This is a genomic window from Micromonospora cynarisoli (genome assembly GCF_030518815.1).
GTDB classification, from domain to species: domain Bacteria; phylum Actinomycetota; class Actinomycetes; order Mycobacteriales; family Micromonosporaceae; genus Micromonospora; species Micromonospora wenchangensis.
The window spans coordinates 4,836,442-4,860,234 of the sequence record NZ_CP130426.1 but is presented as its reverse complement, the minus strand read 5'-3'; the positions used below and the strand labels follow the sequence as shown (position 1 = coordinate 4,860,234).

Annotated in this window: 22 protein-coding genes; 11 read left to right on the top strand and 11 right to left on the bottom strand. The window is 72.5% G+C overall.

From position 1 onward, the window contains the following. Positions 1-49 precede the first annotated feature (49 nt). From Q2K16_RS21030 to Q2K16_RS21010, 5 genes are all read right to left on the bottom strand, one after another. Positions 50-1,486 carry a sensor histidine kinase gene (locus tag Q2K16_RS21030; protein WP_302739538.1) on the bottom strand — a complete coding sequence of 479 codons (1,437 nt, stop codon included), beginning with the start codon at positions 1,484-1,486 and terminating at the stop codon, positions 50-52. Beyond that, positions 1,479-2,174: a response regulator transcription factor gene (locus tag Q2K16_RS21025; RefSeq protein ID WP_302739536.1), complete on the bottom strand. Its 696-nt coding sequence runs from the start codon at positions 2,172-2,174 to the stop codon at positions 1,479-1,481. The genes Q2K16_RS21030 and Q2K16_RS21025 overlap by 8 nt, the downstream gene beginning before the upstream one ends. A 68-nt stretch (positions 2,175-2,242) precedes the next feature. Beyond that, the gene (locus tag Q2K16_RS21020) at positions 2,243-2,755 is read right to left on the bottom strand and encodes a hypothetical protein (RefSeq protein ID WP_302739535.1); all 513 of its coding nucleotides are present in this window, start codon (positions 2,753-2,755) and stop codon (positions 2,243-2,245) included. A 126-nt stretch (positions 2,756-2,881) separates the two neighbouring features. Beyond that, positions 2,882-3,991, bottom strand: coding sequence for a phosphotransferase (locus Q2K16_RS21015; RefSeq protein WP_302739533.1), 1,110 nt, complete (start codon positions 3,989-3,991; stop codon positions 2,882-2,884). 156 nt (positions 3,992-4,147) lie between these two features. Then, positions 4,148-5,320: a thiolase family protein gene (locus tag Q2K16_RS21010; RefSeq protein ID WP_302739532.1), complete on the bottom strand. Its 1,173-nt coding sequence runs from the start codon at positions 5,318-5,320 to the stop codon at positions 4,148-4,150. 104 nt (positions 5,321-5,424) lie between these two features. On the opposite strand from Q2K16_RS21010, the gene Q2K16_RS21005 reads away from it, so the two are divergent. Further along, positions 5,425-5,850 carry a PH domain-containing protein gene (locus Q2K16_RS21005; protein WP_302739530.1) on the top strand — a complete coding sequence of 142 codons (426 nt, stop codon included), beginning with the start codon at positions 5,425-5,427 and terminating at the stop codon, positions 5,848-5,850. A gap of 60 nt (positions 5,851-5,910) precedes the next feature. On the opposite strand, the gene Q2K16_RS21000 is transcribed toward Q2K16_RS21005, so the two are convergent. Next, a complete protein-coding gene (locus Q2K16_RS21000; protein ID WP_302739528.1) occupies positions 5,911-6,858 on the bottom strand; it encodes a rhomboid family intramembrane serine protease in 948 nt (315 codons plus the stop codon). A 27-nt stretch (positions 6,859-6,885) separates the two neighbouring features. Beyond that, positions 6,886-7,416 carry a peptidylprolyl isomerase gene (locus Q2K16_RS20995; protein ID WP_088642360.1) on the bottom strand — a complete coding sequence of 177 codons (531 nt, stop codon included), beginning with the start codon at positions 7,414-7,416 and terminating at the stop codon, positions 6,886-6,888. A gap of 116 nt (positions 7,417-7,532) precedes the next feature. Between Q2K16_RS20995 and Q2K16_RS20990 the strand changes: the two genes are divergently transcribed. Next, positions 7,533-8,333: a hypothetical protein gene (locus Q2K16_RS20990; protein ID WP_302739525.1), complete on the top strand. Its 801-nt coding sequence runs from the start codon at positions 7,533-7,535 to the stop codon at positions 8,331-8,333. Positions 8,334-8,545: 212 nt separating this feature from the next. After that, positions 8,546-9,460 carry a polysaccharide deacetylase family protein gene (locus Q2K16_RS20985; protein WP_302739523.1) on the top strand — a complete coding sequence of 305 codons (915 nt, stop codon included), beginning with the start codon at positions 8,546-8,548 and terminating at the stop codon, positions 9,458-9,460. A gap of 11 nt (positions 9,461-9,471) precedes the next feature. Here the strand turns inward: Q2K16_RS20985 and corA are convergent, their stop codons facing one another. Together corA and Q2K16_RS20975 are read right to left on the bottom strand one after the other, a co-directional pair. After that, positions 9,472-10,620 (bottom strand): magnesium/cobalt transporter CorA, encoded by a 1,149-nt coding sequence (corA, locus tag Q2K16_RS20980; protein WP_302739521.1) that lies wholly within the window; start codon positions 10,618-10,620, stop codon positions 9,472-9,474. Between the two features lie 295 nt (positions 10,621-10,915). Continuing rightward, positions 10,916-12,010: an aminotransferase-like domain-containing protein gene (locus tag Q2K16_RS20975; protein WP_302739520.1), complete on the bottom strand. Its 1,095-nt coding sequence runs from the start codon at positions 12,008-12,010 to the stop codon at positions 10,916-10,918. A gap of 167 nt (positions 12,011-12,177) precedes the next feature. On the opposite strand from Q2K16_RS20975, the gene Q2K16_RS20970 reads away from it, so the two are divergent. The 5 genes from Q2K16_RS20970 to Q2K16_RS20950 all read left to right on the top strand — a co-directional run bounded on the left by Q2K16_RS20970 (position 12,178) and on the right by Q2K16_RS20950 (position 16,574). Then, positions 12,178-12,987 carry a helix-turn-helix domain-containing protein gene (locus tag Q2K16_RS20970; protein ID WP_302739518.1) on the top strand — a complete coding sequence of 270 codons (810 nt, stop codon included), beginning with the start codon at positions 12,178-12,180 and terminating at the stop codon, positions 12,985-12,987. Between the two features lie 100 nt (positions 12,988-13,087). Further along, positions 13,088-13,819: a phosphocholine cytidylyltransferase family protein gene (locus Q2K16_RS20965; RefSeq protein WP_302739516.1), complete on the top strand. Its 732-nt coding sequence runs from the start codon at positions 13,088-13,090 to the stop codon at positions 13,817-13,819. Then, positions 13,807-14,874, top strand: a complete 1,068-nt coding sequence (locus Q2K16_RS20960; RefSeq protein ID WP_302739515.1) for an iron-containing alcohol dehydrogenase family protein — start codon at positions 13,807-13,809, stop codon at positions 14,872-14,874. Before Q2K16_RS20965 ends, Q2K16_RS20960 begins: the two co-directional genes overlap by 13 nt. Continuing rightward, positions 14,849-15,568, top strand: coding sequence for a CDP-alcohol phosphatidyltransferase family protein (locus tag Q2K16_RS20955; protein ID WP_302739513.1), 720 nt, complete (start codon positions 14,849-14,851; stop codon positions 15,566-15,568). The genes Q2K16_RS20960 and Q2K16_RS20955 overlap by 26 nt, the downstream gene beginning before the upstream one ends. Positions 15,569-15,758: 190 nt before the next feature. Then, entirely contained in the window at positions 15,759-16,574 is an 816-nt protein-coding gene (locus Q2K16_RS20950) for an RNA polymerase sigma factor (protein WP_302739512.1), read from the top strand. A gap of 1,159 nt (positions 16,575-17,733) precedes the next feature. Here the strand turns inward: Q2K16_RS20950 and Q2K16_RS20945 are convergent. Beyond that, positions 17,734-17,928 (bottom strand): DUF397 domain-containing protein, encoded by a 195-nt coding sequence (locus tag Q2K16_RS20945; RefSeq protein WP_302739511.1) that lies wholly within the window; start codon positions 17,926-17,928, stop codon positions 17,734-17,736. Positions 17,929-18,414: 486 nt separating this feature from the next. Further along, positions 18,415-19,689 (bottom strand): glycosyltransferase, encoded by a 1,275-nt coding sequence (locus Q2K16_RS20935; RefSeq protein WP_302739508.1) that lies wholly within the window; start codon positions 19,687-19,689, stop codon positions 18,415-18,417. Positions 19,690-19,825: 136 nt separating this feature from the next. On the opposite strand from Q2K16_RS20935, the gene Q2K16_RS20930 reads away from it, so the two are divergent. The 3 genes from Q2K16_RS20930 to Q2K16_RS20920 all read left to right on the top strand — a co-directional run bounded on the left by Q2K16_RS20930 (position 19,826) and on the right by Q2K16_RS20920 (position 23,790). Further along, positions 19,826-20,686: an Fpg/Nei family DNA glycosylase gene (locus tag Q2K16_RS20930; protein WP_302739507.1), complete on the top strand. Its 861-nt coding sequence runs from the start codon at positions 19,826-19,828 to the stop codon at positions 20,684-20,686. Between the two features lie 328 nt (positions 20,687-21,014). Further along, positions 21,015-22,526 carry a sugar transferase gene (locus tag Q2K16_RS20925; RefSeq protein ID WP_302739505.1) on the top strand — a complete coding sequence of 504 codons (1,512 nt, stop codon included), beginning with the start codon at positions 21,015-21,017 and terminating at the stop codon, positions 22,524-22,526. Positions 22,527-22,566: 40 nt separating this feature from the next. Continuing rightward, positions 22,567-23,790 carry a sensor histidine kinase gene (locus tag Q2K16_RS20920; protein WP_145922397.1) on the top strand — a complete coding sequence of 408 codons (1,224 nt, stop codon included), beginning with the start codon at positions 22,567-22,569 and terminating at the stop codon, positions 23,788-23,790. The last annotated feature ends 3 nt before the right edge of the window (positions 23,791-23,793 follow it).

The window sequence follows — 23,793 nt, the reverse complement described above, 5'->3', positions numbered from 1 at the left end:
CCTCTCGTCCGTGATGCCACCAGCCTCACGGAACGGGATGGGCGCGGGGTCAGACCGAGGTTCGGGTCAGGTAAGGACGGGCGGGCAGCCGGACGGTGAACGCCGCGCCCCCCTCGGCGGCGTGCCCGGCGACGATCTCCCCGCCGAGCCGGCGGACCAGCCCGGCGGCCAACGCCAGCCCCAACCCGCTGCCCACCTTGCGGACCCCCCGGTACCGCTGGTGCAGCGCCCCCCGCTCGAAGGCCACCGCCAGGTCGTCGTCGGTGAAGCCGGGTCCGCCGTCGCGGACCTCGACCAGCCCACCGGCGGTCGGCCCGGCACCGGCCGGTCGGACCGCAAGCACCACAGGCGCCCCCGGCGGTACGACCCGCAGCGCGTTCTCCAGCAGCCCGTCCACCACCTGCCTGATCCGCCCCGGATCGGTGTACGCGGGCACCGCCGTGCCCGGCGTCTCCAGCCGAAACGGCACCCCGACCGCCGCACACCGCTCCGACCAGGTGCGTTCGGCGTCGGCGGCCAGCCGGGTGAGGTCCACCGGCACCGGTTCCAGCGGGAAGTCCACCGCCTCCAGCCGGGCCAGCGCCAACAGGTCGGCGACCAGCCGATCGAGGTGCTGCGCCTCGGCGAGCATGGTCCGGCCCGTCGCGGTGGCCTCGTCCGCGCCGATCACCCCGTCGGCGAGCGCCTCCGCCCACCCCCGGATCGCGGTCAACGGGGTCCGCAGCTCGTGCGAGACGGAGAGCAGGAACTCCCGTTGCCGGCCCTCGCTGGTGGCCAGCGCGGCGGCCAACCCGTTCAACGCGTACGCCAGATCGGCGACCTCGTCGGGCGGCTCGACGGGCACCCGGACGGCCCGGTCACCGGCGCGCAGCCGGGCGGCGGCGGTGGCGGCCTGCCGGATCGGCCGGGCCAGCCGACGGGCGAGCAGCAGCCCGGCCGCCGCACCGGCGGTGAGCCCGGCCAGCAGCGGCAGCCACAGCGCGCGCAGCACCTGCCGCCACGGTCCCTGCGGGGTGCCCCGGGTCAGCACCACCCCCTCCCCGCCGGGCAGCGCCCGCCCCTCGACGAGGGTCCGTTGGCCGTTGACGAACCGGCGACCGGAGACGTCCCGGCCGGCGGAGATCCGGTTCACCACCTGCCGGGGCAGGCCGGGGCGGTCGGCCAGCCCACCCTGGACGACGTACACCTCGATCTGCTGGTCCTTGAGCTGTCGGATCAGCCGGTCGCCTGCCGCGTCGCGCTGGCGGCTGGGCCGGACCCGGAGCACGTCGGCGGCGAGCCGGGCCTGCGCGGCCAGCGCCTCCTGGTCGCGGCGTTCCACCCCGCGTACCGCCAGGGGGACCGCGACCAGGGCGGTGACCAGCACCGACACCAACGCCACCGCGCAGGTGACCAGCACCGCGCGGGACGTCAGCGTGTGCAGGGACCGGCGGCGCGGGGCGGTGCCCCGCCGGGGAGCGGTCGACGGGGCGGGGGGTTCAGTCATCGGCGGCGTACCCGACGCCCCGGTGGGTGCGGATCACGCTGGCCGCGCCGAGCTTCGCCCGGACCTGGGCGACGTGCACGTCGACGGTACGGGTGCCGGCGTGTGCCGCGTACCCCCAGACCCCGGCCAGCAGTTCCTCCCGGGTGAAGACCCGGCCGGGGCGGGCCATCAGGTGGGCGAGCAGGTCGAACTCGGTCGAGGTGAGCTGGACGGGGGTGCCGGCGGCGAGCACCGTCCGCCGGGCCGGGTCGAGGGTGACCGGGCCGACGGTGCGGGGCCGGTCCGCGCCGTCGGGGGCGCCGACGGTCCGCCGCAGCACCGCCCGGACCCGGGCCACCAGTTCGCGGGGGCTGAACGGTTTGGTCACGTAGTCGTCGGCGCCCAACTCCAGGCCGACGATCCGGTCGACCTCGTCGTCGCGGGCGGTGAGGAAGATGACCGGGGTCCAGTCGCCGGACTCGCGCAGCCGCCGGCAGATCTCGGTGCCGGCCAGGCCCGGCAGGGTGATGTCGAGGACGCAGGCCACCGGGCGCAGCCGGCGAGCGGCGGCCAGCCCGGCCGTGCCGTCCCGTTCCAGGTGTACGCCGAACCCGTCCCGGCCCAGGTAGAGGCGGACCAGGTCGGCGATGGCCGGCTCGTCCTCCACGACGAGGACGAGCCCACGTGGTGCGGTGGCGTCGACGGTCACCGGCCCATGATGACCGTCCCGGGGTCGGACGGAACGGACGGCCGTGTTCGGGTCGGGTAAGAACCCGGTCAGCGGGTCGGCAGCGGGCGCAGCAGCGGGGTCGGCGCGACGGGCGGGGCGTCACCGATGGTGGCGACGACCCGTTCCTCGGGCCTGCGCAGCCGGGTCCGGAACGCGTGGTGCAGCAGCGTGTCGAGCTGCCACACCTGCTTCGGGTGCTGGGTACGGATGACGAACCGCTCCCGTACCCCGTCGATCGCGGTGGCGGCCAGCTCCACGGCCTGCGCGCGCGGGTCGGGGCTCCAGGTGACGTTGCTCAGCTCCCGCAGCTCGGTGTTCAGGTGCAGGCGCAGCCGGTGCAGCACCCGGGTCTGCCGGGTCACCACCAGCCGGCGGTGGGTGAGCAGGAGGAGGTAGTCACCGTCGACCGGGCGGTCGGGGCGGGCGCACCGGGCGACCAGGATGGTGGCGTCCCCCGACCCGACGCACTGGCGGAAGACCGGCATGTGCCGGCTCACCGTCTGGACCGCCAGCCCGGTCTCGGCGGCGGCCGGGAGGAAGGTGCGCGAGAAGACGTCCATACCTGGCCAACGAGCCGCGACCAGGGGTGATGTGGCTCACTGTCGACTTTTGGAACTTCCACTCCTCCGGGTCGCACCAGCGGTGCGTCTTTTCCGCACCGGCTGCTTCTCCCGGGGCGCGGGACGTCAGACGGGCATCGGCGCGAACAGTTCGCCGAGCCAGCCCGGCACCGCGTCGGCGTACTCGGTGCGACCCGGGTCGGTGGTGGCCAGCGCCCGCCGCCAGGACAGCGCCCGGCTCACCGTGGTCACCCGTACGGCGAGCCCGGCGGCCTCCCGCAGGGCCGTCCGGTCGTGCCGGTCGGTCCACGCCTCCAGGTAGGCGTCCCGCAGGCGCAGCAGCACCGGGTCGCCCTCGGGCAGCGAATAGGTGTGCGCCACCGAGCGCAGGGTCACCAGCAGGGTGCCGAACGGGTGCGCCACGGACGCGTCGCCCCAGTCGAAGAAGCGGTAGCCGTCGGCGGCGAACACGTTCCCGTCGTGCAGGTCGTCGTGCTGCACGCTGGCCGGGATGCCGGTGTCGGCGAGCCGCCCGCAGTCCTCGGCGAAGCGCGGCTGGTACGCCCGCAGCCGCTCGTAGGTCGCCGCGTCCAGCCCACCGTCGTCGCTCCCGCCGCCGTCGGCCCCGGCGGCCGGGTGGGTATCGCCGTCGCCGTCGACAGCCGGGCGGACATCGGTGCCGCCGTCGGCCCCGGCGGCCGGGTGGGTGTCGGGGCCGTCGCGGCGAGGGTCGAGGAGCAGGGCGGCGCGGTCGTCGAGCAGGTCGGCGAGCAGGGCCGGCAGGGCCGCCGGCCGCTGGTCGGGCACGCCCAGCGCGACGAGGTCGTCGGCCCGGGGCGTCACCGTCCGTTGGAGATCGGCGTAGGCGACCAGCACGTCGGCCCACCGGCCCGGGTCGGGTTCGGCCAGGTCACGCAGGGACGGGCCACCGTGGGGCAGCAACGACCAGCCCCGCCCGGTGTCCACGGCCACCGGGTCGAGCACCAGGCCGGGGGCAGCTCGGGGCAACTCGGCCAGCAGCACCGCCTCGTACGCCGTGCCGGGGTTGTTCGCCTTGAACCAGTACGGCCCGGCGTCGGTGGGCACCTGCCAGACCAGCGACCAGGGGCGCTGCCGGGCCTCGACCGGGCCGGTGACCCGCCGGCCGTGCCGGTCGAGGTGCCCGGTGACCCAGTCCAGCGCGGTGGCCCGCCACTGCGGGTCGGCCCAGCCGGGGGCCAAGGAGACGATCGTCACGCCGCGCAGATTAGGCCACCTGCCCGCCCCGACACCCACCATTTTCCGGCCGGGCGGGATCGCAATGGGGCCGATGTGGCGGCATCAAGACCACCCGGACACCGCATCATCGGCCCCGTTGCGGGGATCTCGGGCGGGGCTCGCGGACGGGCGGCGTCAGAGGAGTTCGAGGATGGTGGCGTTGGCCATGCCGCCGCCCTCGCACATGGTCTGCAGGCCGTACCGGAGGTCGTTGTCCCGCATGTGCTGGAGCATCGTCGTCATGATCCGGGCACCGGACGCGCCGAGCGGGTGCCCCAGCGCGATCGCCCCGCCGCGCGGGTTCAACCGCTCCGGGTCGGCCTCGGTCTCGGCGAGCCAGGCCAGCGGCACCGGGGCGAACGCCTCGTTCACCTCGTACACGCCGATCTCCTCGATGCCCAGGCCGGCGCGGCGCAGCGCCTTCGCGGTGGCCGGGATGGGGGCGGTGAGCATGGCGACCGGGTCGTCGGCGGCGACCACCGCGGTGTGCACCCGGGCCAGCGGTCGCAGGCCGTGCCGGCTGGCCCACTCGCTGGTGGTGACGGCGAGCGCGGCGGCTCCGTCGGAGATCTGCGACGCGGACCCGGCGGTCACCACCCCGTCGGCGCGGAACGGGGTCTTCAGCTCGCCGAGCGCGGCGAGGGAGGTGTCCCGGCGGATGCCCTCGTCGGCGGTGAACGAGCGGCCGTCGCTGCGCGGCACCGGGGCCAGCTCGGGGTCGAACGCCCCGGCGGCCTGCGCGACGGCGGCCTTCTCGTGGCTGGCCAGCGCGAACTCGTCGAGCTGAGCGCGGGAGAAGCGCCAGCGGGCGGCGATCAGCTCGGCACCGACCCCCTGGTTGAACGGGAGCGGCTGGTCGTCGGCGAAGCCCTCGACGCCCCGGTAGCGGGCCCGGATGCGGTCGCTGAACGGCATGCCGTCGCCGACGCTGGACCCCATCGGCACCCGGGTCATCGACTCGACGCCACCGGCCACCACCAGGTCGGCCTGACCGGAGACGACCGTCGCGGCGGCGAAGTGCAGGGCCTGCTGGCTGGAACCGCACTGCCGGTCGAGGGTGGTGCCGGGCACCGACTCGGGCCAGCCGGCGGCGAGCACGGCGTTGCGGGCGACGTTCCAGGACTGCTCGCCGACCTGGGACACGCAGCCCCAGACCACGTCGTCGACCTGGCCGGGATCGATGCCGGTGCGGTCGGCGAGGGCGCGCAGCACGTGCGCCGACAGGTCGACCGGGTGCACCTCGGCCAGGCCGCCCTTGCGTCGCCCGACCGGGGTACGCACCGCACCGACGATGACTGCGTCACTCATGACTACTCCCCGGTAACTTAGGCTGTGTCGATACTACGTCGCCGACCGCCGGTCCGCCCCCCGCGTCGCCGGGGTCGGCCCGCCGCGGCTGGCATGCTGGGACGGTGCATCCACCAACGTCTCCGGCCCGTCAGTGGCGGGTCCCACCGGTGGTCCCGGCGGTGAAGCTGGCCGGCGCGGTCGGGCTGGTCGCCCTCGGACTGCTGCTCGCCGACGGCGACCCGGTCCGGCTGACGCTGGCCGTCGCCGCCGCCGCAGGTCTGGCCACCTGGGCGGTACGCGACCTGCTCGCCCCGGTCCGCCTCGCGGTCGACGCCGTCGGGATCACCGTCGTCCGGGGGTACGCCGGGCGGCGGCACCTGCCATGGGAGGCGGTGGAGGCGGTCACCGTGGACCGGCGGACCCGGTTCGGGCTGACCGGCGAGACCCTGGAGATCGACGCGGGCGAGACCCTGCACCTGCTCGGCCGCTCCGACCTGGGCGCACCCCCGGCGGAGGTGGCCGAGGCGGTCCGGGCCGCCCGCCCCTGAGGCACCGCCGACGTGCTCGACCCCGACGGGGCCGGGACAGCGGTATCCGGCAGGACCCGCTCAGCCGAGCAGCATCACCGTACGGACGATCACCAGGCCGAGCAGCGCGAGCAGGATGACCCCCGCACCGGCGGCCTGGAACACCGAGCGCCGCATCCGGGGGGCGTACGCCAGCACGAGCGCCATCAGCGCCCCGACGATCAGCCCGCCGACGTGGCCCGGGATGGAGATGCCCGGCACGGTGAACGTGAAGATCAGGTTGATCACCAGGATCGGCAGGATCGCCGAGGTGTCCCGGCCGAGCCGGCGCATCAGCACGAAGACCGCCGCGAACAGCCCGAAGACCGCCGTCGAGGCACCTGCCGACGCGGTGTTGGGGCTGCTGAACAGGTAGGCCGCGACGTTGCCGCCGAGCCCGGCCATCAGGTAGAGGCCGAGGAAGCGCAGCGGTCCGAGCAGCGCCTCCAACTCCCGCCCCAGCACCCAGAGCGCCCACATGTTGAGCAGCAGGTGCACCACGCCGTAGTGCAGGAACATCGCGGTGACCAGCCGGTACCACTCGCCGGAGGCGACCCCGTGCGCCTCGCCGAACGGCACGTACGAGGCGTAGCTGAGCACCGAGCCCCACTGGGTCAGTGGGGTGCCGCCGCCGAGCAGGCCGCCGAAGCCTGAGCCGCCGATCAGCGAGTCGCCGCCCCGGTCGCTGAGCACCGAGACGATCATCACCAGCACGTTCAGCGCGATCAGGGTGCGGGTGACCAGACCGCGACGGCCGGCGGCACCGCCACCGAAGGCGGTACGCGCCGGCCGTACGCTGCGGCGTCCCTCGTTCACGCACTCCGGGCACTGGTGGCCGACGGGAGCGTCCCGCATGCAGTCCGGACAGATCGGCCGGTCGCAGCGGGAGCACCTGAGGTACGTCTCCCGGTCGGAGTGGCGGTAGCAGACCGGTGTGGTCGGCACCGACCCACCGGTGGCGTCGCCGACCGGCCCGGAGCGTTCAGTCATGCGTGCAAAGGTACCTCGCAGCCGCGGTCAGGCCCCGGTGCGCTCGATCTCGACCCGCTCGATCACCACGTCCTGCAACGGCCTGTCGCTCGGGCCGGTGGGGGTGTTGGCGATCGAGTCCACCACCTTCGCCGACTGCTCGTCGGCCACCTGGCCGAAGATGGTGTGCCGGTTGTTCAGGTGCGGGGTCGCCCCGACGGTGATGAAGAACTGCGAGCCGTTGGTGCCCGGCCCGGCGTTCGCCATCGCCAGCAGGTACGGTCGGTCGAAGCGCAGCTCCGGGTGGAACTCGTCGGCGAACGTGTAACCCGGGCCACCCCGACCGGTGCCGGTCGGGTCACCCATCTGGATCATGAAGCCGCTGATCACCCGGTGCGAGATGGTGCCGTCGTAGTACGGCCCGTTGCCCGGCTGACCGGTGCGGGGGTCGGTGTATTCCTTGTTGCCCTCGGCCAGGTCGACGAAGTTACGAACCGTCTTCGGAGCGTGATTGCCGAAGAGTTCCAGCCGGATCGGGCCAGCGTTGGTGTGCAAGGTGGCGTAGACAGCCTCGGCCACGGGTACTCCTCACTCGTTGGTCAGTTCCATGCGGATCCTCCCATGTGCCCCATCTGGCAGTGCGGAGGCATCCGTTGGTGGAGGATGACGAAGGACAACTCCCAGGAGGTGGGACCGTGTTTGGAATCGGGCGGCGCAAGACCCAGGGGCAGCTGGCAAAGGTGGAGCTGCACCAGGGCATCGGTCACCTGAGGCAGGCCGCCACGCACGCGGCGAAGGGTGCCGGCGCCACCGTCGGCCCGCGGGTCCGGTCGGCCCGCAGTGCCGTCGCACCGACCGCGGTCGCGGTGCGGGACCGGGCTTCCAGCGGCCTGGCGACGACGGCCGCGGCGCTCGCCCCGGTGGCCCTGGCGGTGCGCCACGCCCAGGCCGAGGCCGCCGGCAAGGCGGTGGCCGGCAAGAAGGCCGCCGCCGCCAAGCAGGCCAAGGTGACCAAGAAGATCAAGGCGAAGAGCCCGAAGGCCCGGAAGCGGAAGCGGACCTCGCGCGGCATGATGGCCGGCCTGCTGGTCGCCGGCACGGTCGCCGGGGTGGCCGGCGCGATGGCCCTGCGTCGCCGCCGCGAGCAGCAGGAGTGGGCCGAGTACGACCCGACCCGCAGCATCGGCACCGCCCCCGTCCCGCAGCCCGCCGGGGCCTCCACCGCTTCGGCCGCCGCCGGCCGCGACGACGTCGACATCCTGGTGGTGGAGACCCCGTCGGCGGACGGCACCACGGCCACCGGTTCGGCCACCCCGCCCACCGGCGTCGGCAGTTCCGCCGTGGCGGCCGGCAGCCCGGCCGGCAAGCCGGTGATCCACCCGAACGACAAGGTCCCCTCGGTCGCCGAGGGCGCCACCGACGTCTCCGGCCGACCGGCCGACGACCTCGGCAAGGCGCTCGACGCCGGGAAGACCGCGTCCAGCACCCGGCGCTGATCCCCCGCACATCGACGGCGGCGCGGCGACGACCCCACAGGTCGTCCCGCGCCGCAGCCGGCTTCCGGCCCCGGGCGGGTTCCGGCCCGCCCGGCATGCCGGTGGCGTGCCCGCCCCGGGCTGCGACCCCCACGACAACGTAAGGATTTTTCAGGGTTCTCCCCGACCGTTACGGGCCCACCCGGCGGGCGTCCGGCTCCTACAGTGCTCGTATGCCGCCGACCACCGACCCGGAGCGCTCGGCTCCGGAGCCGAGCGGCGCTCCCTCGACGGGGCGCCGGGACCAGTCCGCCGAGCGCCCGGCCGGGCGTGACCGGGCGCTGTCCCGGCGGCGGGTGCTCTCCGGCACCGCCGCCGCCCTGGCCGGCGCCGGGGCGGTACTGACCGGCGAGTTCGGGTACGCGGAGGCGACCGCCGACAGCAAGCTGCCCGTCTACGGCGGGTACGCCGCCACCGTGCACGCCGACCGGCGCACCCCGCCCCGGTCGCCCCGGGTCGACGTGGTGTGGAGCGTGGACACCACCCGCCGGCTGATCGCGCTCACCTTCGACGACGGGCCCGCGCCGAACTGGACCCCCCGGGTGCTGTCGATCCTCGCGCAGACCGACACCCCGGCCACGTTCTTCATGGTCGGCCGCCGCGCCCGCGAGTACGGCCGGCTGGTGGCGCACCGGCTCGACGGTCACGAGATCGGCAACCACACGTGGGCCCACCAGGACCTCGCGAAGATGACGTACGAGCAGGCGTGCACCGCGATCAGTCGGGCGCACAACGAGCTGACCCGGCTCTGCGGCCGGGAGCCCACCCTGCTCCGCCCGCCGTACGGGCACCTCGCCGGCAGCACCCTGCTCGCCGCCAACGACCTCGGCTACCAGGTGGTCCTGTGGAACCGGCAGATGCTCGAATCCCGGTTCACCCAGAATCCGGACGGCCTGGTCGACTACGTCGTCGACTCCTGTGAGCCGGGCACCATCCTGCTCGCCCACGACACCGGGCCGGCGGACCGGCTGGTCGCGATCCGGGGGCTGGCCGCGATGATCACCGGGCTGCGGCGGCGGGGCTTCGAGTTCTGCACCGTCTCCGAGCTGATGGCGGCGGCCACCCCGGCCACCGCCCCGGCCCACTGACCTGGCGTCGGTCAGAGCCAGCCGTTGCGGCGGAACCACCTGTAAAGCGCCAGCGAGATGGCGAGCATCAACGCGAGCACCCCCGGGTAGCCGTACGTCCACTTCAGCTCGGGCATGTTCTCGAAGTTCATGCCGTAGACGCCGGCGAACGCGGTCCACACCGCCGCGATGGCCGCCCACGCGGCGATCTTGCGCATGTCGTTGTTCTGGTCGACGGTGACCTGCGCCAGCCGGGCCTGGAGGATCGAGTTGAGCAGGTCGTCGTAGGAGTTGACCTGCTCGACGGTGCGGCTGAGGTGGTCCTGCACGTCGCGGAAGTAACGCCGTACCTCCTGCGGCACCTCGCGGTTGACCTGCGCGGTAAGCGTCAGCAGCGGCCGTTGCAGCGGGATCACCGCCCGCTTGAACTCCACCAGTTCCCGCTTCATCTGGTAGATCCGCTGGATGCGGCCGCTGCTCTGCCTGTCGAAGACGTCGGCCTCCAGCACGTCGAGGTCGTCCTCCAACTGGTCGGCCACCTCCAGGTAGAGGTCCACCACCCGGTCGGTGATCGCGTACGCCACCGCCCACGGCCCGTGGCGTAGCAGGTCCCGCTTGGCCTCCAGGTCGGCCCGGACGGGCGACAGCCGGCAGGCGTCCCCGTGCCGGACGCTGATCAGGAAGTTCGGCCCGATGAACAGCATCACCTGGCCGGTCTCCACCACCTCGGAGGTCTCGGTCAGCTCGGTGTGCTCGCAGTAGCGGGCGGTCCGCAGCACGAGGAAGCTGACCTCGCCGAAGCGCTCCAGCTTGGGCCGCTGCTGGGCCTTCACCGCGTCCTCGACGGCCAGTTCGTGCAGGCCGTACGTCTCGGCGATGGCGGTCATCTCGGCCAGTTCCGGTTCGTGCAGCCCGAGCCAGACGAACCCGTCGCGCTCGTCGCGGGCGGCGGCCAGTGCCTCGGCGTACTGCCACTGGCCGGGGCGGCGTTCGCCGTCGACGTAGAGGCCGCAGTCGACCACCCCGCTGCGTCCCGGGCCGGTGGGCGCGGGGGTACGGGGGGAGCCGTCGGCGTTGAGGATGCGGGACATCGCGCGCACCGGGGACACCCAGGCGCGGGGGTTCAGCACCCGACCGCCGTGGAGTGTCGCCGACCGCTCCCGTGCCGCCCGGTCCGTCATGGCGTTCCCCCTCCCGGGTGTCCTGCTGCGGCTTGCAGGCTACGCCGCCGCCGGGATTACGGCTGTGGGCGCCGGGCGGGTCGGGCCGCTTTCAGGGGGGTGAGGGGGCGACCCGACCCACCCGGCACCGCTGGGGGCGGGGGTAATGCTGCCGCGTCGCCCACCCGTCCGGCGGGAACGACCGGGTCACCGGCCGAACGTGAGTGACGCTCGCAGCATTGTGGTTCGCCGGGCCGGCCGAGGGGAGCCCTCGACCGGCCGACGTCGTACTTTTGTCGGAAACCCGACAGATATTTCAGCTGCGGACGGCCGCCACCGCGTCCGCGAGCCGGCGCACACCCTCGTCGATCCGGTCCGCGGTCACCGCGGAGAAGGCCAGCCGCAACGCGTGCCGCCCACCGTCGACCATGAAGTCGCTGCCCTTGACCACTGCGACACCCCGCTCGGCGGCGGCCGGCGCCAACCGGTCCACGTCCACGTCGTCGGGGAACTCCACCCAGAGGAAGTAGCCGCCGTCCGGCTCGACGAAGGTCACCTCGGGCAGGTGCCGGCGCAGCGACTCGGCCAGCACCCCGGCCCGCTCGCCCAGTGCCGAGGACACCGTGGCGATCGACCGCTGGATGTCACCCGAGACGCAGAACTGGTGCACGATCGCCTGCGACACCATGCCCGGCGAGATGTAGAGGCTGGTCGCCGTCTTGGCGATGTCCGCGATCAGGCTCGCCGGCCCGACCAGGTAACCGACCCGGACCCCGGGGCAGACGGTCTTGGTGAAGCTCGACGCGTGCACCACCACACCCCGGGTGTCCATCGACAGCATCGACGGCAGCGGCTCGCCCCGGAACCGGATGTCGGCGTACGGGTCGTCCTCGAAGATGGTGAAGCCGTACTCGGCGGCGAGGTCGAGCAGCTCACGGCGCTTGTCCAGGGAGAGGGTCACCCCGGCCGGGTTCTGGTAGTTCGGGATCACGTGGGCCAGCCGGGGGCGTACCCCGGACTCCAGCAGCTTGCGCAGCTCGGCGGTGTCCAGGCCGTCCGGCTCGATGCCCACGCCGTGGATCTCGCCGCCCATCCGCTGGAGGTTGAGCAGCGTCCGGTCGTACGTCGGACGCTCCACCACCACGGCGTCCCCGCGCCGGACCAGGTGGTCGAAGAGGAACGCGTCGGCCTGGAGCGAGCCGTTGGTGACCAGCACCTGATCCGCCTCGACGCCGTGCTTCTCGGCGATCCACTTCCGCAGGGGGGGGTAACCCACGGAGGTGCCGTAGGCGGTGACCCCGGCGGGGTCGGCGTCGAAGGCACGGACGGCGGCGGCCTTGAGCCCCTCGACATCCACGATGTCCAGCGAGGGCGCGCCACGGGCGAACGAGATCAGCTGCTCGGCGGTCATGCGCACGAGCCTAGGGCCTGGCCGGGCCGCTCCGGCCGGCATACACGCCAAGTTCAACATGCGGGCACGCCGCACGGGGCGGTAAGGGTCGAACCGGTCGACTCCGGTGCAGGTCGGGCCGGGACCGGGCATCGGCGCGGCCGGCCCGCGCTCGCTACTGTCGAAGCGTGCCCACCGAGCCCCTCCGCAGCGCCGGCGCGTTGATCACGGATGATGGCGTCGAGCTGGCACCGCACCGCTTCGCCGGGCTGGTCGCCCCGGCGGTCGAGCGGGCGTTCGTGGCCGGGATGCTCGCCGGCCGCGACGGCGGCGGCGCCGAACTGAGCCAACGGTACGGCGGGCCCGCCGCCACCGGCTTCCTGGTGGAGTTCCGCACCCGGCTCGCCGCGCCGGGCGGCACCGTCGACCGGGCCGGCTTCGCCGCCGTCAACCGCTACCGCGACCCGGCAACCTGCCAACGGGCGCTGGACAAGCAGGTCGCCCACGGCACGATCGCCCGCCGGCCGGACGGCGGCATCACCGCCACCGAACGCGGCGTCGACTTCCTCACCGAGCTGTACCAGGTGCACGCCGAGGTGACCGAGGAACTGTGGGCCGGGCACGACGACCGGGTGCGCCGGCTCGTCGAGGCGTACGGGCGGGTGGTGGCGTACGCGGTGCTGCTGGCCGGCGAGCCGGACGCCGGGCCGGGGCCCGCGTTCGCGGCGGTGGCCCCGCCGTACGAGCCGGACGGCACCCCGCCGGGCGTGCTGCTGCTCAACCGGATCGGCGCGCTGCGGTACCACCGGGCCGACGCGTACGCGCAGGCGTGGACCGCCGCCGGGCACACCGCCGGCAGCGTCGGCGAGCTGCCGGACGGGCCGGAACGGCGGGCCATCGAGCTGGAGACCGACCGTCGGGCGGCCGGCCCGTACGCCACGCTGACCGCCGACGAGCGGCTGTGCGTGCTCGCCGACCTGGCCGCCCTGCCCGGCTGAACCCCCGGTCGGCCCGGGTGAACTCCCGGTTGACGGCGGCCGGCCGGTCACCCGGGGCTATCCTCCACGGTGACCTGGAGTCGTACGAGGGAGGCCCCGCATGATCGGGATGGTGCTCGCGGCCGGTGCGGGACGCCGGCTGCGCCCGTACACCGACACCCTGCCCAAGGCGTTGGTGCCGGTGGACGGTGAGACCACCATCCTGGACATCGCGCTGCGCAATCTGGCCCAGGTGGGGCTCACCGAGATCGTGATCGTGGTCGGCTACGCCGCCGACGCGGTCGTGCAGCGGCAGGCGGCCCTTCAGGAGAGGTACGGCGTCACCCTCACCCTGGTGCACAACGACAGGGCCGAGGAGTGGAACAACGCCTACTCGCTGTGGCTGGCCCGGGAGCACTTCGCCCGGGGCGTGCTGCTGGTCAACGGCGACACCGTGCACCCGGTGAGCGTGGAGAAGACCCTGCTCGCCGAGCGCGGGCCGGGCATCCTGCTCGCCGTCGACACCCTCAAGACGCTGGCCGAGGAGGAGATGAAGACCACCTTCGACGCCGCCGGCCAGCTCACCCGGATCACCAAACTGATGGACCCGGGCGAGGCGTACGGCGAGTACATCGGCGCGACGCTCATCGAACCGCAGGTGGCCGGGGCGCTCGCCGACGCGCTGGAGGCGACCTGGCGGCGGGACCCGAACCTCTACTACGAGGACGGCTACCAGGAGTTCGCCGACCGGGGTGGCGAGGTGCGGGCCGCGCCGATCGGGGACGTCTCCTGGGTCGAGGTCGACAACCACGACGACCTGACCCGGGCGCGGGAGATCGCGTGCCGCTACTAGCCCGTACCATCCTGACCCCGCTGCACATCGACGTGCGGCGCGGTGCGGTCGCCGACCTCGCCACGATCCTCGCCGACGGGCGGATCTCCGCCGGGGGCGACGTGGCGGTGGTGGTCGGCCCCGGTCAGGGCGGGCAGATCGCCGACCTGCTGCGGCCGTCGCTGCGCTCGGCGGACGTGTTCACCGTGGCCGGCGGCACCCTCGACGCCGCCGACGAGCTGGGCGGCAAGCTCCGCGAACGTTCGTACGACGCGGTGGTCGGCATCGGCGGCGGCAAGACCATCGACGTGGCGAAGTACGCCGCCACCCGGCGCGGCCTGCCGATGGTGACCATGGCGACCAGCCTCGCCAACGACGGCATCGCCTCCCCGGTCGCCAGCCTGATCACCGGCGGCCTCAAGGGCTCCTACGGGGTGCACATCCCGATCGCGGTGATCGTCGACCTCGACTTCGTGGCCGCCGGCCCGGACCAGCACAACCGGGCCGGCATCGGCGACGTGGTCAGCAACATCAGCGCCCTGGCCGACTGGGAACTGGCCCGCCAGGTACGCGGCGAGCCCGTCGACGGGCTCGCCGCGTCGCTGGCCCGGATGGGCGCGGAGGCGGTGCTCGCGCACACCGGCGACATGACCGACGACGCGTTCGTCACGGTGCTGGCCGAGGCGCTGATCTCCAGCGGCCTGGCGATGGCGGTCTGCGGCAGCAGCCGACCCGCCAGCGGCGGCTGCCACGAGATCATGCACGCCGTCGACGCCCTCTTCCCCGGCACCTCGTCGCACGGCGAACTGGCCGGCCTCGGCGCGCTGTTCTGCACGTTCCTGCGCGGCGACGAGCGGCGCTTCGCCGAGATGGCGGCCTGCCTGGGCCGGCACCGGCTGCCCCGGCACCCGGCCGACGTGGGCCTCACCGACGACCAGTTCGTCGAGGCGGTGCAGTTCGCCCCGGCCACCCGGCCCGACCGGTACACCATCCTGGAGCACCTGGCCATGTCGGTTACCGAGACGCGGGAGCGGCTGGCAGACTACGCCGGTGCACTCCGCGACCACTGTGGCTGAACCCCGTCCCACCGTTGCCGACTTCCACCGGGTCAACCGGGGCGGCGGCCTGTTCAGCGAGTCGGTCAGCCAGTGGCTGGGTGCCGTCTTCGCCCTGGTCGCGCAGCGCCTCGGGCTGCGCCCGACCGCGCTGACCATCACCAACCTGGTGCTCGGCCTGGCCGCCTCGGTGACCGTGGTGGCGCTCGCCGAGCGGGTCGCCGCCGGCACCGTCCCGGCCTGGCTGGTCGGGCTGGTCGCGCTGGTCGGCTGGCAGGTGGCGTACGCCCTGGACTGCGCCGACGGGCAGCTCGCCCGGGTGACCGGTCAGGGCAGCGCGGCCGGTGCCCGGGTCGACGTGCTCTGCGACGTGGCCGCCCAGATCGCCCTGGTCGCCGCCCTGTCCGCCACCGCCGTGGCGCAGCGCCCCTCCACGCCGACCTGGCTGGTGGCGACCTTCGCCGGCACCTGGATGGTCAACCTGGTGACCTCGGTGATGCAGTCCGGCCCGAACGCCGCCAGCATGGTCACCTCGACGTCCCTGCCGGTACGCCTGGTCAAGCTGGTCCGCGACTACGGGGCGGTGATCTTCGTGGCGGGGTTGGTGCTGATGCTCGTGCCGGCGCTGGTGTTCTGGGTGATCGTGGCGTTCACGGTGGTCAACGGCGGGTTCCTGCTGGCCAGCATCGCCTTCTCGGCCCGCGCCTCGCTCTAGCGGCCGGCACTCGCGCGGGCCGCGTTCGGCCCGACCCAGGTTGATCGACTCCCTTGGGGCGAAGTTGGGGTATCAAGCGCGCCCGACACCGCTACATCGCCCCCACGGAGTCAGGCTGGTTCCAAGCAGCCGCTGTAGGTGACTGAGCATCAGAGTCTCGGCGTCCCAGAGCGGAAACCACCGGTGAGGCGTGCCCGCGCACGTTCCTGAGTGGGTGTGCGCGGGCCACCGCCGTCGACGGTACGACGCCGATCGTCATGGGGACCAAGCCGACACGGCGCGCGACAGCACGCCCCTGTCGGCTTGTGATCCACGCATCGCCGAAAAGGGCGAACGCGTTGGCCCTTTGCTGCATAGACAGGGCGGCCACGAAACGCAGGAGGCAGATTTGAAGCAGGTGATCAATACGGAAGGCCACGTCCATGACACCCCGGCTACAGCGGAGCGTACCGACTCCGAGGTCATCAAGGAGTCGATGCTGGACCCCAACCACTTCGGTGTGCTATACGAGCGACATGCCAGGGTGTTGCACGGCTATGCCTATCGAAGGCTCGGACGGGAGGCCGCGGAGGATGTCGTCGCGGAGACCTTCCTGAAGGCGTTCCGCGCCAGACAGACGTACGACCTCAGACACAGCGATACTCGGCCGTGGTTCTTTGCCATAGCGATCAACGAGATCGCCCGCCACCACCGCGTGGAGAAGGCCAGGTATCGCACTCTCCTCCGCTCGATCCATCAGGATCAGGAGTATACGGAGAGTATTGCCAATCAGGTGGCTGATGCGGTATCAGCTCGGACGCTACGGAAGCCGCTGATCGAGGCGCTCACGAAGCTTTCTCGCCGTGACCGGGACGTCCTACTCATGATCGCGTGGGCCGGTCTGACATACGAGGAAGTGGCCAGGGCGCTTCAGGTACCGCCCGGCACAGTTCGATCGCGGCTGCATCGCGCCCGTCAGAAGATCCGCAAGTATCTGCCCGACGACATCGCCCTGGAGTTGACGTGAAGGATCTAGACCTGATCAAGCAGTTGGGAGAGGACCTCGCCCCAGGCCAGGGTGAGCCACTTGCTCCATTTTCCCCAGCCACCCTCTGCGCCCCACCTCGTCGGCGACCGCTGAAGATATGGCACGTCGGAGTCGCAGCGCTTGCGGTAGCAGGAGTTACTGCGGCGATGGCAAGCGTATGGCCGAGTCCGCCAGGAACATCGCCTGGCCAGACGGCAGCCGACGGGGCCGCTACCATCCTCGACAAGGCCGCCGCCGTCAGCAGCCAATCCACTCTTCTTCCCCTCCAGGACAGCGAGTACATCTTTACCGAGACGGTCAGCAGTTACCCAAGCCAAGTTGAGCAGCCTGACGGCTCCTTCATGGTCGTCAGAAATAGCCCGGTCGTGACCCAGATCTGGCTCCCGGTGAACCCAGCGAAGAGCGGCCAGCAACGACAGCGCCCCGAAGAAGTCGACAGCGAGTGGGGCCTTGGCTTCCGGTCGCCCCATGTCCGGAGGCGCAAAAGCCGGCCGTACCAGGAGGTGCATCAGCGCCCTGCACAAGGGGCGTCTTACCAGTCGATTTCCCTACTGACCCCGCTGCGGTGCTGGCATGGCTCACGGGGGACCGCCGAGCTGGTTCACCTAGTCCGGAGCCCTCGATTCCCAACCCGATCAGCGGGCATGACGGCTTGGCGTTCGAAACGGCAAGGTCGCTTCTCATGACAGGGACCTACCTACAGCCAGAACAGCGCAGTGCAATCTTCAAGGCGCTGGCAAAGCTTCCGGGAGTCGGCACGATAAACGACGTCCAGGATGGTTCAGGTCGGCGAGGAATCGGTATCTCTGCAGGTGGTTTCGAAGCGCTGGTATTCGACTCCACCCCACAGAGGCCGGCAAAGTCCCAGCCTGAACGGCCATCGCCGAGGCGGGCCGCGCACTCCGATGCCGAACGGCGCCCACCTTGATCGACTCCGTTGGGACGGAGTTGGGGTATCGACCTCGCCGGGATACCGCCACTTCAGCGCACGGGTTCTAGGCTTCCCCGATCCCGGGCGGCGGAGGTTCGGTGCCCAGCAGTCGATCGACAACCCTCACCGAGGCGGAAAGCAGCGCGCCTCCGGCCTCCGAGACGGAGCCGGGGCGTGTCACTGCCGCCGTCGGTACGAGAGGCGGCGTCAGTTGCTCCTGAGGGAGTCGACGAAGGTGCGCCAGCCCTGGGTGTCGAAGGCCAGGGTGGGGCCTGACTTGTCCTTGCTGTCCCGGACGGCCACCCCGTTGCCGAGGTCGGCCACCTCGACGCACGCGCCGCCGTTGCCGTCGCTGCGGGTGGACTTGCGCCATACCGCGCCGGTGAGGTCCGGGTCCGACATGTCAGCCTCTACTTCATCTCGCCAGCGATCCGCAGGATCAGCTTGCGGGACTCCGTTGGCCCAAGGCCGCAGCCCGGAGTCGGTCCCACAGCCGCTTGTAGGCCCGGAGCGCCTCGGGGCTGTCGAGGTGATCTGCGTCCGTGAACGTCTCCAGGTAGACGACGTGACCTGACCATGACCGCGCCGCACCTGTCGCTGGCGCCCACCGCCCACAACCGGCCGGGCACCGTCGCCCACCACGCTCAGCCCCGGGTCGTCCTCGCGGGCGGACAGCAGGGGCACACACGGCCCACGGAGCTGGTTCGGCCAGAGTCGTCATACCCGGCAGGCATAAATATGACTGCTGGGCATATCACTTCGCGCAGACATGTCGGCCGCCCCGCGACACTCCCGGCCACCAAGAGATCTTGGGGGGAAAGGGCCTCCAGAGGGGCCACTTTCCGCCAAGATCTCGCGGAGGTCCGCCGTTGACGCACAGCGGCGGGGTCAGTGGGCGCGGGTGAGGGAGGTGTAGATGGCGAGGTGGCGCTTGAGGACCACATCCGGGTGGAAGGTCTGCTCGTACCGCAGCCGGGCCGGGGCGGACAGCAGCGCGGCACCGGCCCGCGCGACCGGGAGCGCGGCGGCCAGCACGGCCGGGTCCGGTGGGACCACCCAGCCGGCGGTGCCGCCGAGCAGGCCGGCCGGGACCGCCGGCGGACCGGCCGGCGGCGGGGCGTGGCCGGCGACCGCCGAGGCGACGGCGGCCGGGCCGGTGCCGGCGGGCTCGTGCGGGACGTCCGCACCGACCAGGTACGGGATGCCACCGAGCGCGGTGCCGAGCACCGGCCGCCCACTGGCCAACGCCTCGATGATCACCGTGGGCAGCACGTCGTGCCACATCGAGGCGGCGATCACCACGGCGCTGGCCTCGACGGCGGCGCGTACCCCGGCCCGGTCGAGTTGGCCCAGGTAGACGACGTCGGCGCGCTCGGCGGCGGCGGCCTCGACCAGCGGACGCAGCTCGCCGTCACCGGCCACCCGCAGCGTGCCGAGGCTGCCCACCGGGTGCCGCCGCCAGGCGTCCAACAGCAGGTCGAGGCCCTTCTCCGGGGTGAGCCGGGCCAGATAGAGGAAGCCGTCGCCGAGCGGGGTGGGGGCACCCGGGTCGGGCACCGCGTTCGGCTTGACCACGATCCGCTCGGCCGGGATGCCGTAGTCGGTCAGATGGTCGGCGATGGCCGAGGTGAGCGCGATGAACCGGTCCACCGAACGCCAGGTGCCCCGGTGCACGGCCAGGGTGGCCGCCATCAGTGCGCTCTGCGCCCGCGAGTCCCGGTAGCAGCGGTGCACGATCGACGGCACCGCCAGCGCCCGACCCCTGCAGTCCTGGCAGATGACGCCGTCGCGGAAGTAGATCCCCGACGAGCAGACCTGCCGGTAGTTGTGCACCGTCTGCACCACCGGCACACCGTGCTTGTGCGCGGTCCGCACCACCCAGGGCGAGAGCAGGGGGTACGGGTTGTGCAGGTGCAGCACGTCCGGCCGGTGCTCGGTGAGCAGCCGGGACAGGTCCTGCTGGGCGCGCGGAGCGTAGATCGGTGAGATCGGCAACAGCGCCTTGGCCGACTTCGGCATCGACGGGATCTCGTCCGAGCTTCGGATGAACGGCAGCACCTCGACCCCGGCGGCGGTGAGCTGCCCGATCTCCGAGTCGACCATGGTGTTCTCACCCGACGGCTGGGCTTCCCGGTACCGGTTGTGCGCCACCACGATTCTCACAGAGCTTGCCTTTCGATCGCGACTGTGCCGGTTTCTGCTCGCGACTGCGGGGCTCGCAAGCTCACTCCTCGCACTCACGGCAGGGACTCGCAAGCTCATTCCTCGCGCTCACGGGAACGAAGGCTACCGTGAGAGGGTGCCCGAACTACCGGAGGTGGAAGCGCTCGCGGGCTACCTACGTGAGCGTGCCGTGGGGCGTCACGTCGACCGGGTCGAGGTCGCCGCGATCAGCGCCCTGAAGACGTACGACCCGGCGCCCACGGCGGTGTCGGGCCGGGCGGTGGCCGACGCCCGGCGGCACGGCAAGTTCCTCGACGTGATCTTCGACGGTGACCTGCACCTGGTGGTGCACCTGGCCCGCGCCGGCTGGCTGCACTACCGGGAGGCGTTCCCGTCGACCACCCCGCTGCGCCCCGGCAAGGGCCCGATCGCCCTGCGGGTACGCCTCGACGACGGCTCCGGGTTCGACCTCACCGAGGCGGGCACCCAGAAGAAGCTCGCCGCCTACCTGGTGACCGACCCGGCGCAGGTCCCCGGGGTCGCCAAGCTCGGGCCGGACGCGCTCGACGCCGACCTGGCCACCTTCACCGAGCGGCTGCGCAGCCGACGGGGGCAGGTCAAGGGGGTGCTGACCGATCAGGCGGTGCTCGCCGGGGTCGGCAACGCATACTCCGACGAGATCCTGCACGCGGCGAAGCTCTCCCCGTTCGCGATCACCGACCGGCTCACCGACGACCAGCTCGCCACCCTGCACGCCGCCACCCGGACGGTGCTGGGCGACGCGGTACGCCGCTCGGCCGGGCACCGGGCCGCGGAGCTGAAGGGCGAGAAGCGTTCCGGCCTGAAGGTGCACGCCCGCACCGGGTTGCCCTGCCCGGTCTGTGGCGACACCGTCCGCGAGGTCTCGTTCGCCGACTCCAGCCTCCAGTACTGCCCGACCTGCCAGACCGGGGGCAAACCGCTCGCTGACCGTCGGTTGTCCCGCCTCGTACGGTGAGTCACACCGCGCCATTGTTACGGAGAGGTATCGTCCCTGGCGCGTGGAACGTCCCCGTCCGCGCTCTACCCCCGCGGCCGTCCATCGGTATAGTGGCTCGGTCCCCGGCTTCGAAAACTGACGTGAAGTCGGCCGGTTCTCCATCGGCAACGCCAGACGCAAAGCCCCTCGGCTCCGCGTTTGACCCGCTGCCGGCGTGGGAGACTGGAACGGTGGGCGACCCGGGCCCCTCACGGCGAGTGAGCGGCGCGTGTCATGCGGGAGGACATGGGTTGAGGTGACGACAAGCCTCCAGCGCCCGGTAACCAACACAGGCCGGAGCAAACTCGTGCGGCACGTCGACAGCTTCGAGATCCAGCCGCCGACACCGCCGTCACACAACGGGGTGCCCCGGTCGGCATGGGCCCGCGCCCGACGCCGCGTGTCCCGCTGGCACCGTCCGTACACAGCGGCGCTCCTGCTGCTCGACTTTGCCGCCGTGGTGCTGGCCGACTGGATCGCCCAGGAGGCGTTCGGCCAGGCACGGGCGGGCTTCTACAACGCACAGGCGGACCCGACCTGGTTCTACACCGTGGTCTTCCTGCTGGTTCCGCTCGGCTGGGTGGTGGCTCTCTGGGGCAACCGCGCCTACGACCGGCGATACCTCGGTCTCGGCCCGGAGGAGTACAAGCGGGTCATCCGGGGTGGCGTCGCGGTCGCCGCGACCGTCTCCTTCGTCGCCTTCGCCACCAAGACGGACCTGTCCCGTTACACGGTGGGTTTCGCCCTGCTCGGGGCGTTGGTCCTGGTCCTGCTGGGCCGGATCAGCGCCCGGTTCGTGCTGCACCGGGTGCGGAGTCGCGCCGGGCACGCCGGGCACCGGATGGTGCTGGTGGGCACGCTGCCGGAGTGCCTGGAGGTCTACGTCGCGGTCACCCGCAACCCGGCCGCCGGCCTGGTGCCGGTGGCCATCCACATCACCGACGGGTACGCCGCCGCCCGGGGCATCCAGACCCCCGTCCCGGTGTACGCCGGCCGGGACGTGCTGGCCCTGGTCCGGGAGGTCGGCGGGGACACCATCGCGGTCTGCGGCTCGGCCAGCGCCGAGCCGGGTGAGCTGCGCCGGCTGGCCTGGCAACTGGAGGGCTCCGGCGTCGACCTGGTGGTCGCCCCGCAGCTCACCGACATCGCCGGCCCCCGGGTGCACATCCGCCCGATCGAGGGCCTGCCGCTGCTGCACGTGGAGGAGCCGACCCTGTCCGGGCCGGCGCTGCTGGCCAAGAACCTGATGGACCGGGTCGCCGCCGGGCTGGGCCTGCTGCTGCTCGTCCCGGTCTTCCTCGCCGTCGGGCTGGCCATCCGGCTCTCCGACCCCGGGCCGGTCTTCTTCCGCCAGCCCCGGGTGGGCCACGAGGGGCGGACCTTCCGGGTGTGGAAGTTCCGCACCATGTACGTCAACGCCGAGGAGCGGCTGGCCGGCCTGGTCGACCAGAACGAGACCGACGGCATGCTGTTCAAGATGAAGCAGGACCCCCGGGTGTTCCCGGTGGGCCGCTTCCTGCGCGCCTCCTCGCTGGACGAGCTGCCCCAGTTGATCAACGTGCTCTGGGGGGAGATGTCGCTGGTGGGGCCGCGTCCGCTGCCCGCCGACGACGGCGACTTCCTCGGTGACGTACGCCGGCGGCTGCTGGTCCGTCCGGGGATGACCGGCCTGTGGCAGGTGTCCGGCCGCTCCGACCTGTCCTGGGACGAGGCGGTCCGGCTCGACCTCTACTACGTCGACAACTGGTCGCTGGCGTACGACCTGAGCATCCTGTGGCGCACGGTCGGTGTGGTGCTGGCCCGCAAGGGCGCGTACTGAACCCCTTGGCGTGGCGGGCCGGACAGGCCAGGATCGCGGGGTGGGTGGCAACCTCTCCGCCGTGGCCGGCGTCGTCTCGCTGGTGACCGCGCTCGCCGCCGCGCTCTGGGCGGCGCTGCGGCTGCGCGGTCGACGGGGCATCGCCACCGCCACCCAACGGGCCACCTACGAGGTGCTGCACACCGCCGGGCTGGCCGCCGAGCCGCTGCGCACCGGCCTGCACCCGGCGGGCGCGGCGAAGGCCGTACGCCATCTGCGGGCCCTCGTGGGGGCGGCCGGGCTGGCGTTGACGGACGCCGACACGCTGCTCGCCCTCGACGGGCGCGGCGGGCACCACGGCGGGCAACTGCTCGCGGCGGCCCGGCGGGTGGCCGAAACCGGCCGGTCGACGGTGCTGGGCGAGTCGGAGTTGCACTGCGACCGGGTGGACTGCCTGGTCCGGGGGGCGGTGGTGGCGCCCCTGTCGGCCGACGGCCGGGTGGTCGGGGCGCTGGTCGCGGTGGCCGACGGGCCACCCGCACCCGGTCTGGTGCAGGCCACCCTGGAGACCGCGCACTGGGCCGGCAACCAGCTCTCGCTGGCCGAGCTGGACTCGTCCCGGGAGCGGCTGGCCCGCGCCGAGATCCGGGCGTTGCGGGCGCAGATCAGCCCGCACTTCATCTACAACGCGCTGACCGCGATCGGGTCGTTCGTGCGCACCGACCCGGAGCGGGCCCGGGAGCTGATCCTGGAGTTCGCCGAGTTCACCAGGTACTCGTTCCGGGCGCACGGGGAGTTCACCACCCTCGCCGAGGAGTTGCGTTCCATCGATCGCTACCTGACCATCGAACGGGCCCGGTTCGGTGACCGGTTGCAGGTGCGGTTGCAGATCGCCCCGGAGGTGCTGCCGGTGACCCTGCCGTTCCTGTGCCTGCAACCGTTGGTGGAGAACGCGGTGCGACACGGGTTGTCGCGCAAGCCCGGTACCGGCATGGTGAGCATCGAGGCCCGGGACGCGGGTGCCGAGTGTCACATCACTGTGGAGGACGACGGAGTGGGGATGGACCCGGCCACGCTGACCGCGGGGATCGCCGAACTGACCCGGGCCGGCAGCGACCCGACCGACGACCCGGGCCAGCACGTCGGCCTCTCCAACGTCGACGAGCGGCTCCGCTCGGTCTTCGGCGACGGGTTCGGCCTGGTCGTCGAGACGGGCCCCGGCTCGGGCACGAAGGTGAGCCTGCGGATTCCGAAGTTCCACCCGGGCGTACGGGCCGGCGCGTGAGCG

Coding starts and splice junctions, on each gene's coding strand:
- Q2K16_RS21030 (WP_302739538.1), bottom strand. CDS start 1,486: ATGACTGAACCCCCCGCCCCGTCGACCGCTCCCCGGCGGGGCACCGCC.
- Q2K16_RS21020 (WP_302739535.1), bottom strand. CDS start 2,755: ATGGACGTCTTCTCGCGCACCTTCCTCCCGGCCGCCGCCGAGACCGGG.
- Q2K16_RS21010 (WP_302739532.1), bottom strand. CDS start 5,320: ATGAGTGACGCAGTCATCGTCGGTGCGGTGCGTACCCCGGTCGGGCGA.
- Q2K16_RS21000 (WP_302739528.1), bottom strand. CDS start 6,858: ATGACTGAACGCTCCGGGCCGGTCGGCGACGCCACCGGTGGGTCGGTG.
- Q2K16_RS20985 (WP_302739523.1), top strand. CDS start 8,546: ATGCCGCCGACCACCGACCCGGAGCGCTCGGCTCCGGAGCCGAGCGGC.
- corA (WP_302739521.1), bottom strand. CDS start 10,620: ATGACGGACCGGGCGGCACGGGAGCGGTCGGCGACACTCCACGGCGGT.
- Q2K16_RS20975 (WP_302739520.1), bottom strand. CDS start 12,010: ATGACCGCCGAGCAGCTGATCTCGTTCGCCCGTGGCGCGCCCTCGCTG.
- Q2K16_RS20965 (WP_302739516.1), top strand. CDS start 13,088: ATGATCGGGATGGTGCTCGCGGCCGGTGCGGGACGCCGGCTGCGCCCG.
- Q2K16_RS20945 (WP_302739511.1), bottom strand. CDS start 17,928: ATGTCGGACCCGGACCTCACCGGCGCGGTATGGCGCAAGTCCACCCGC.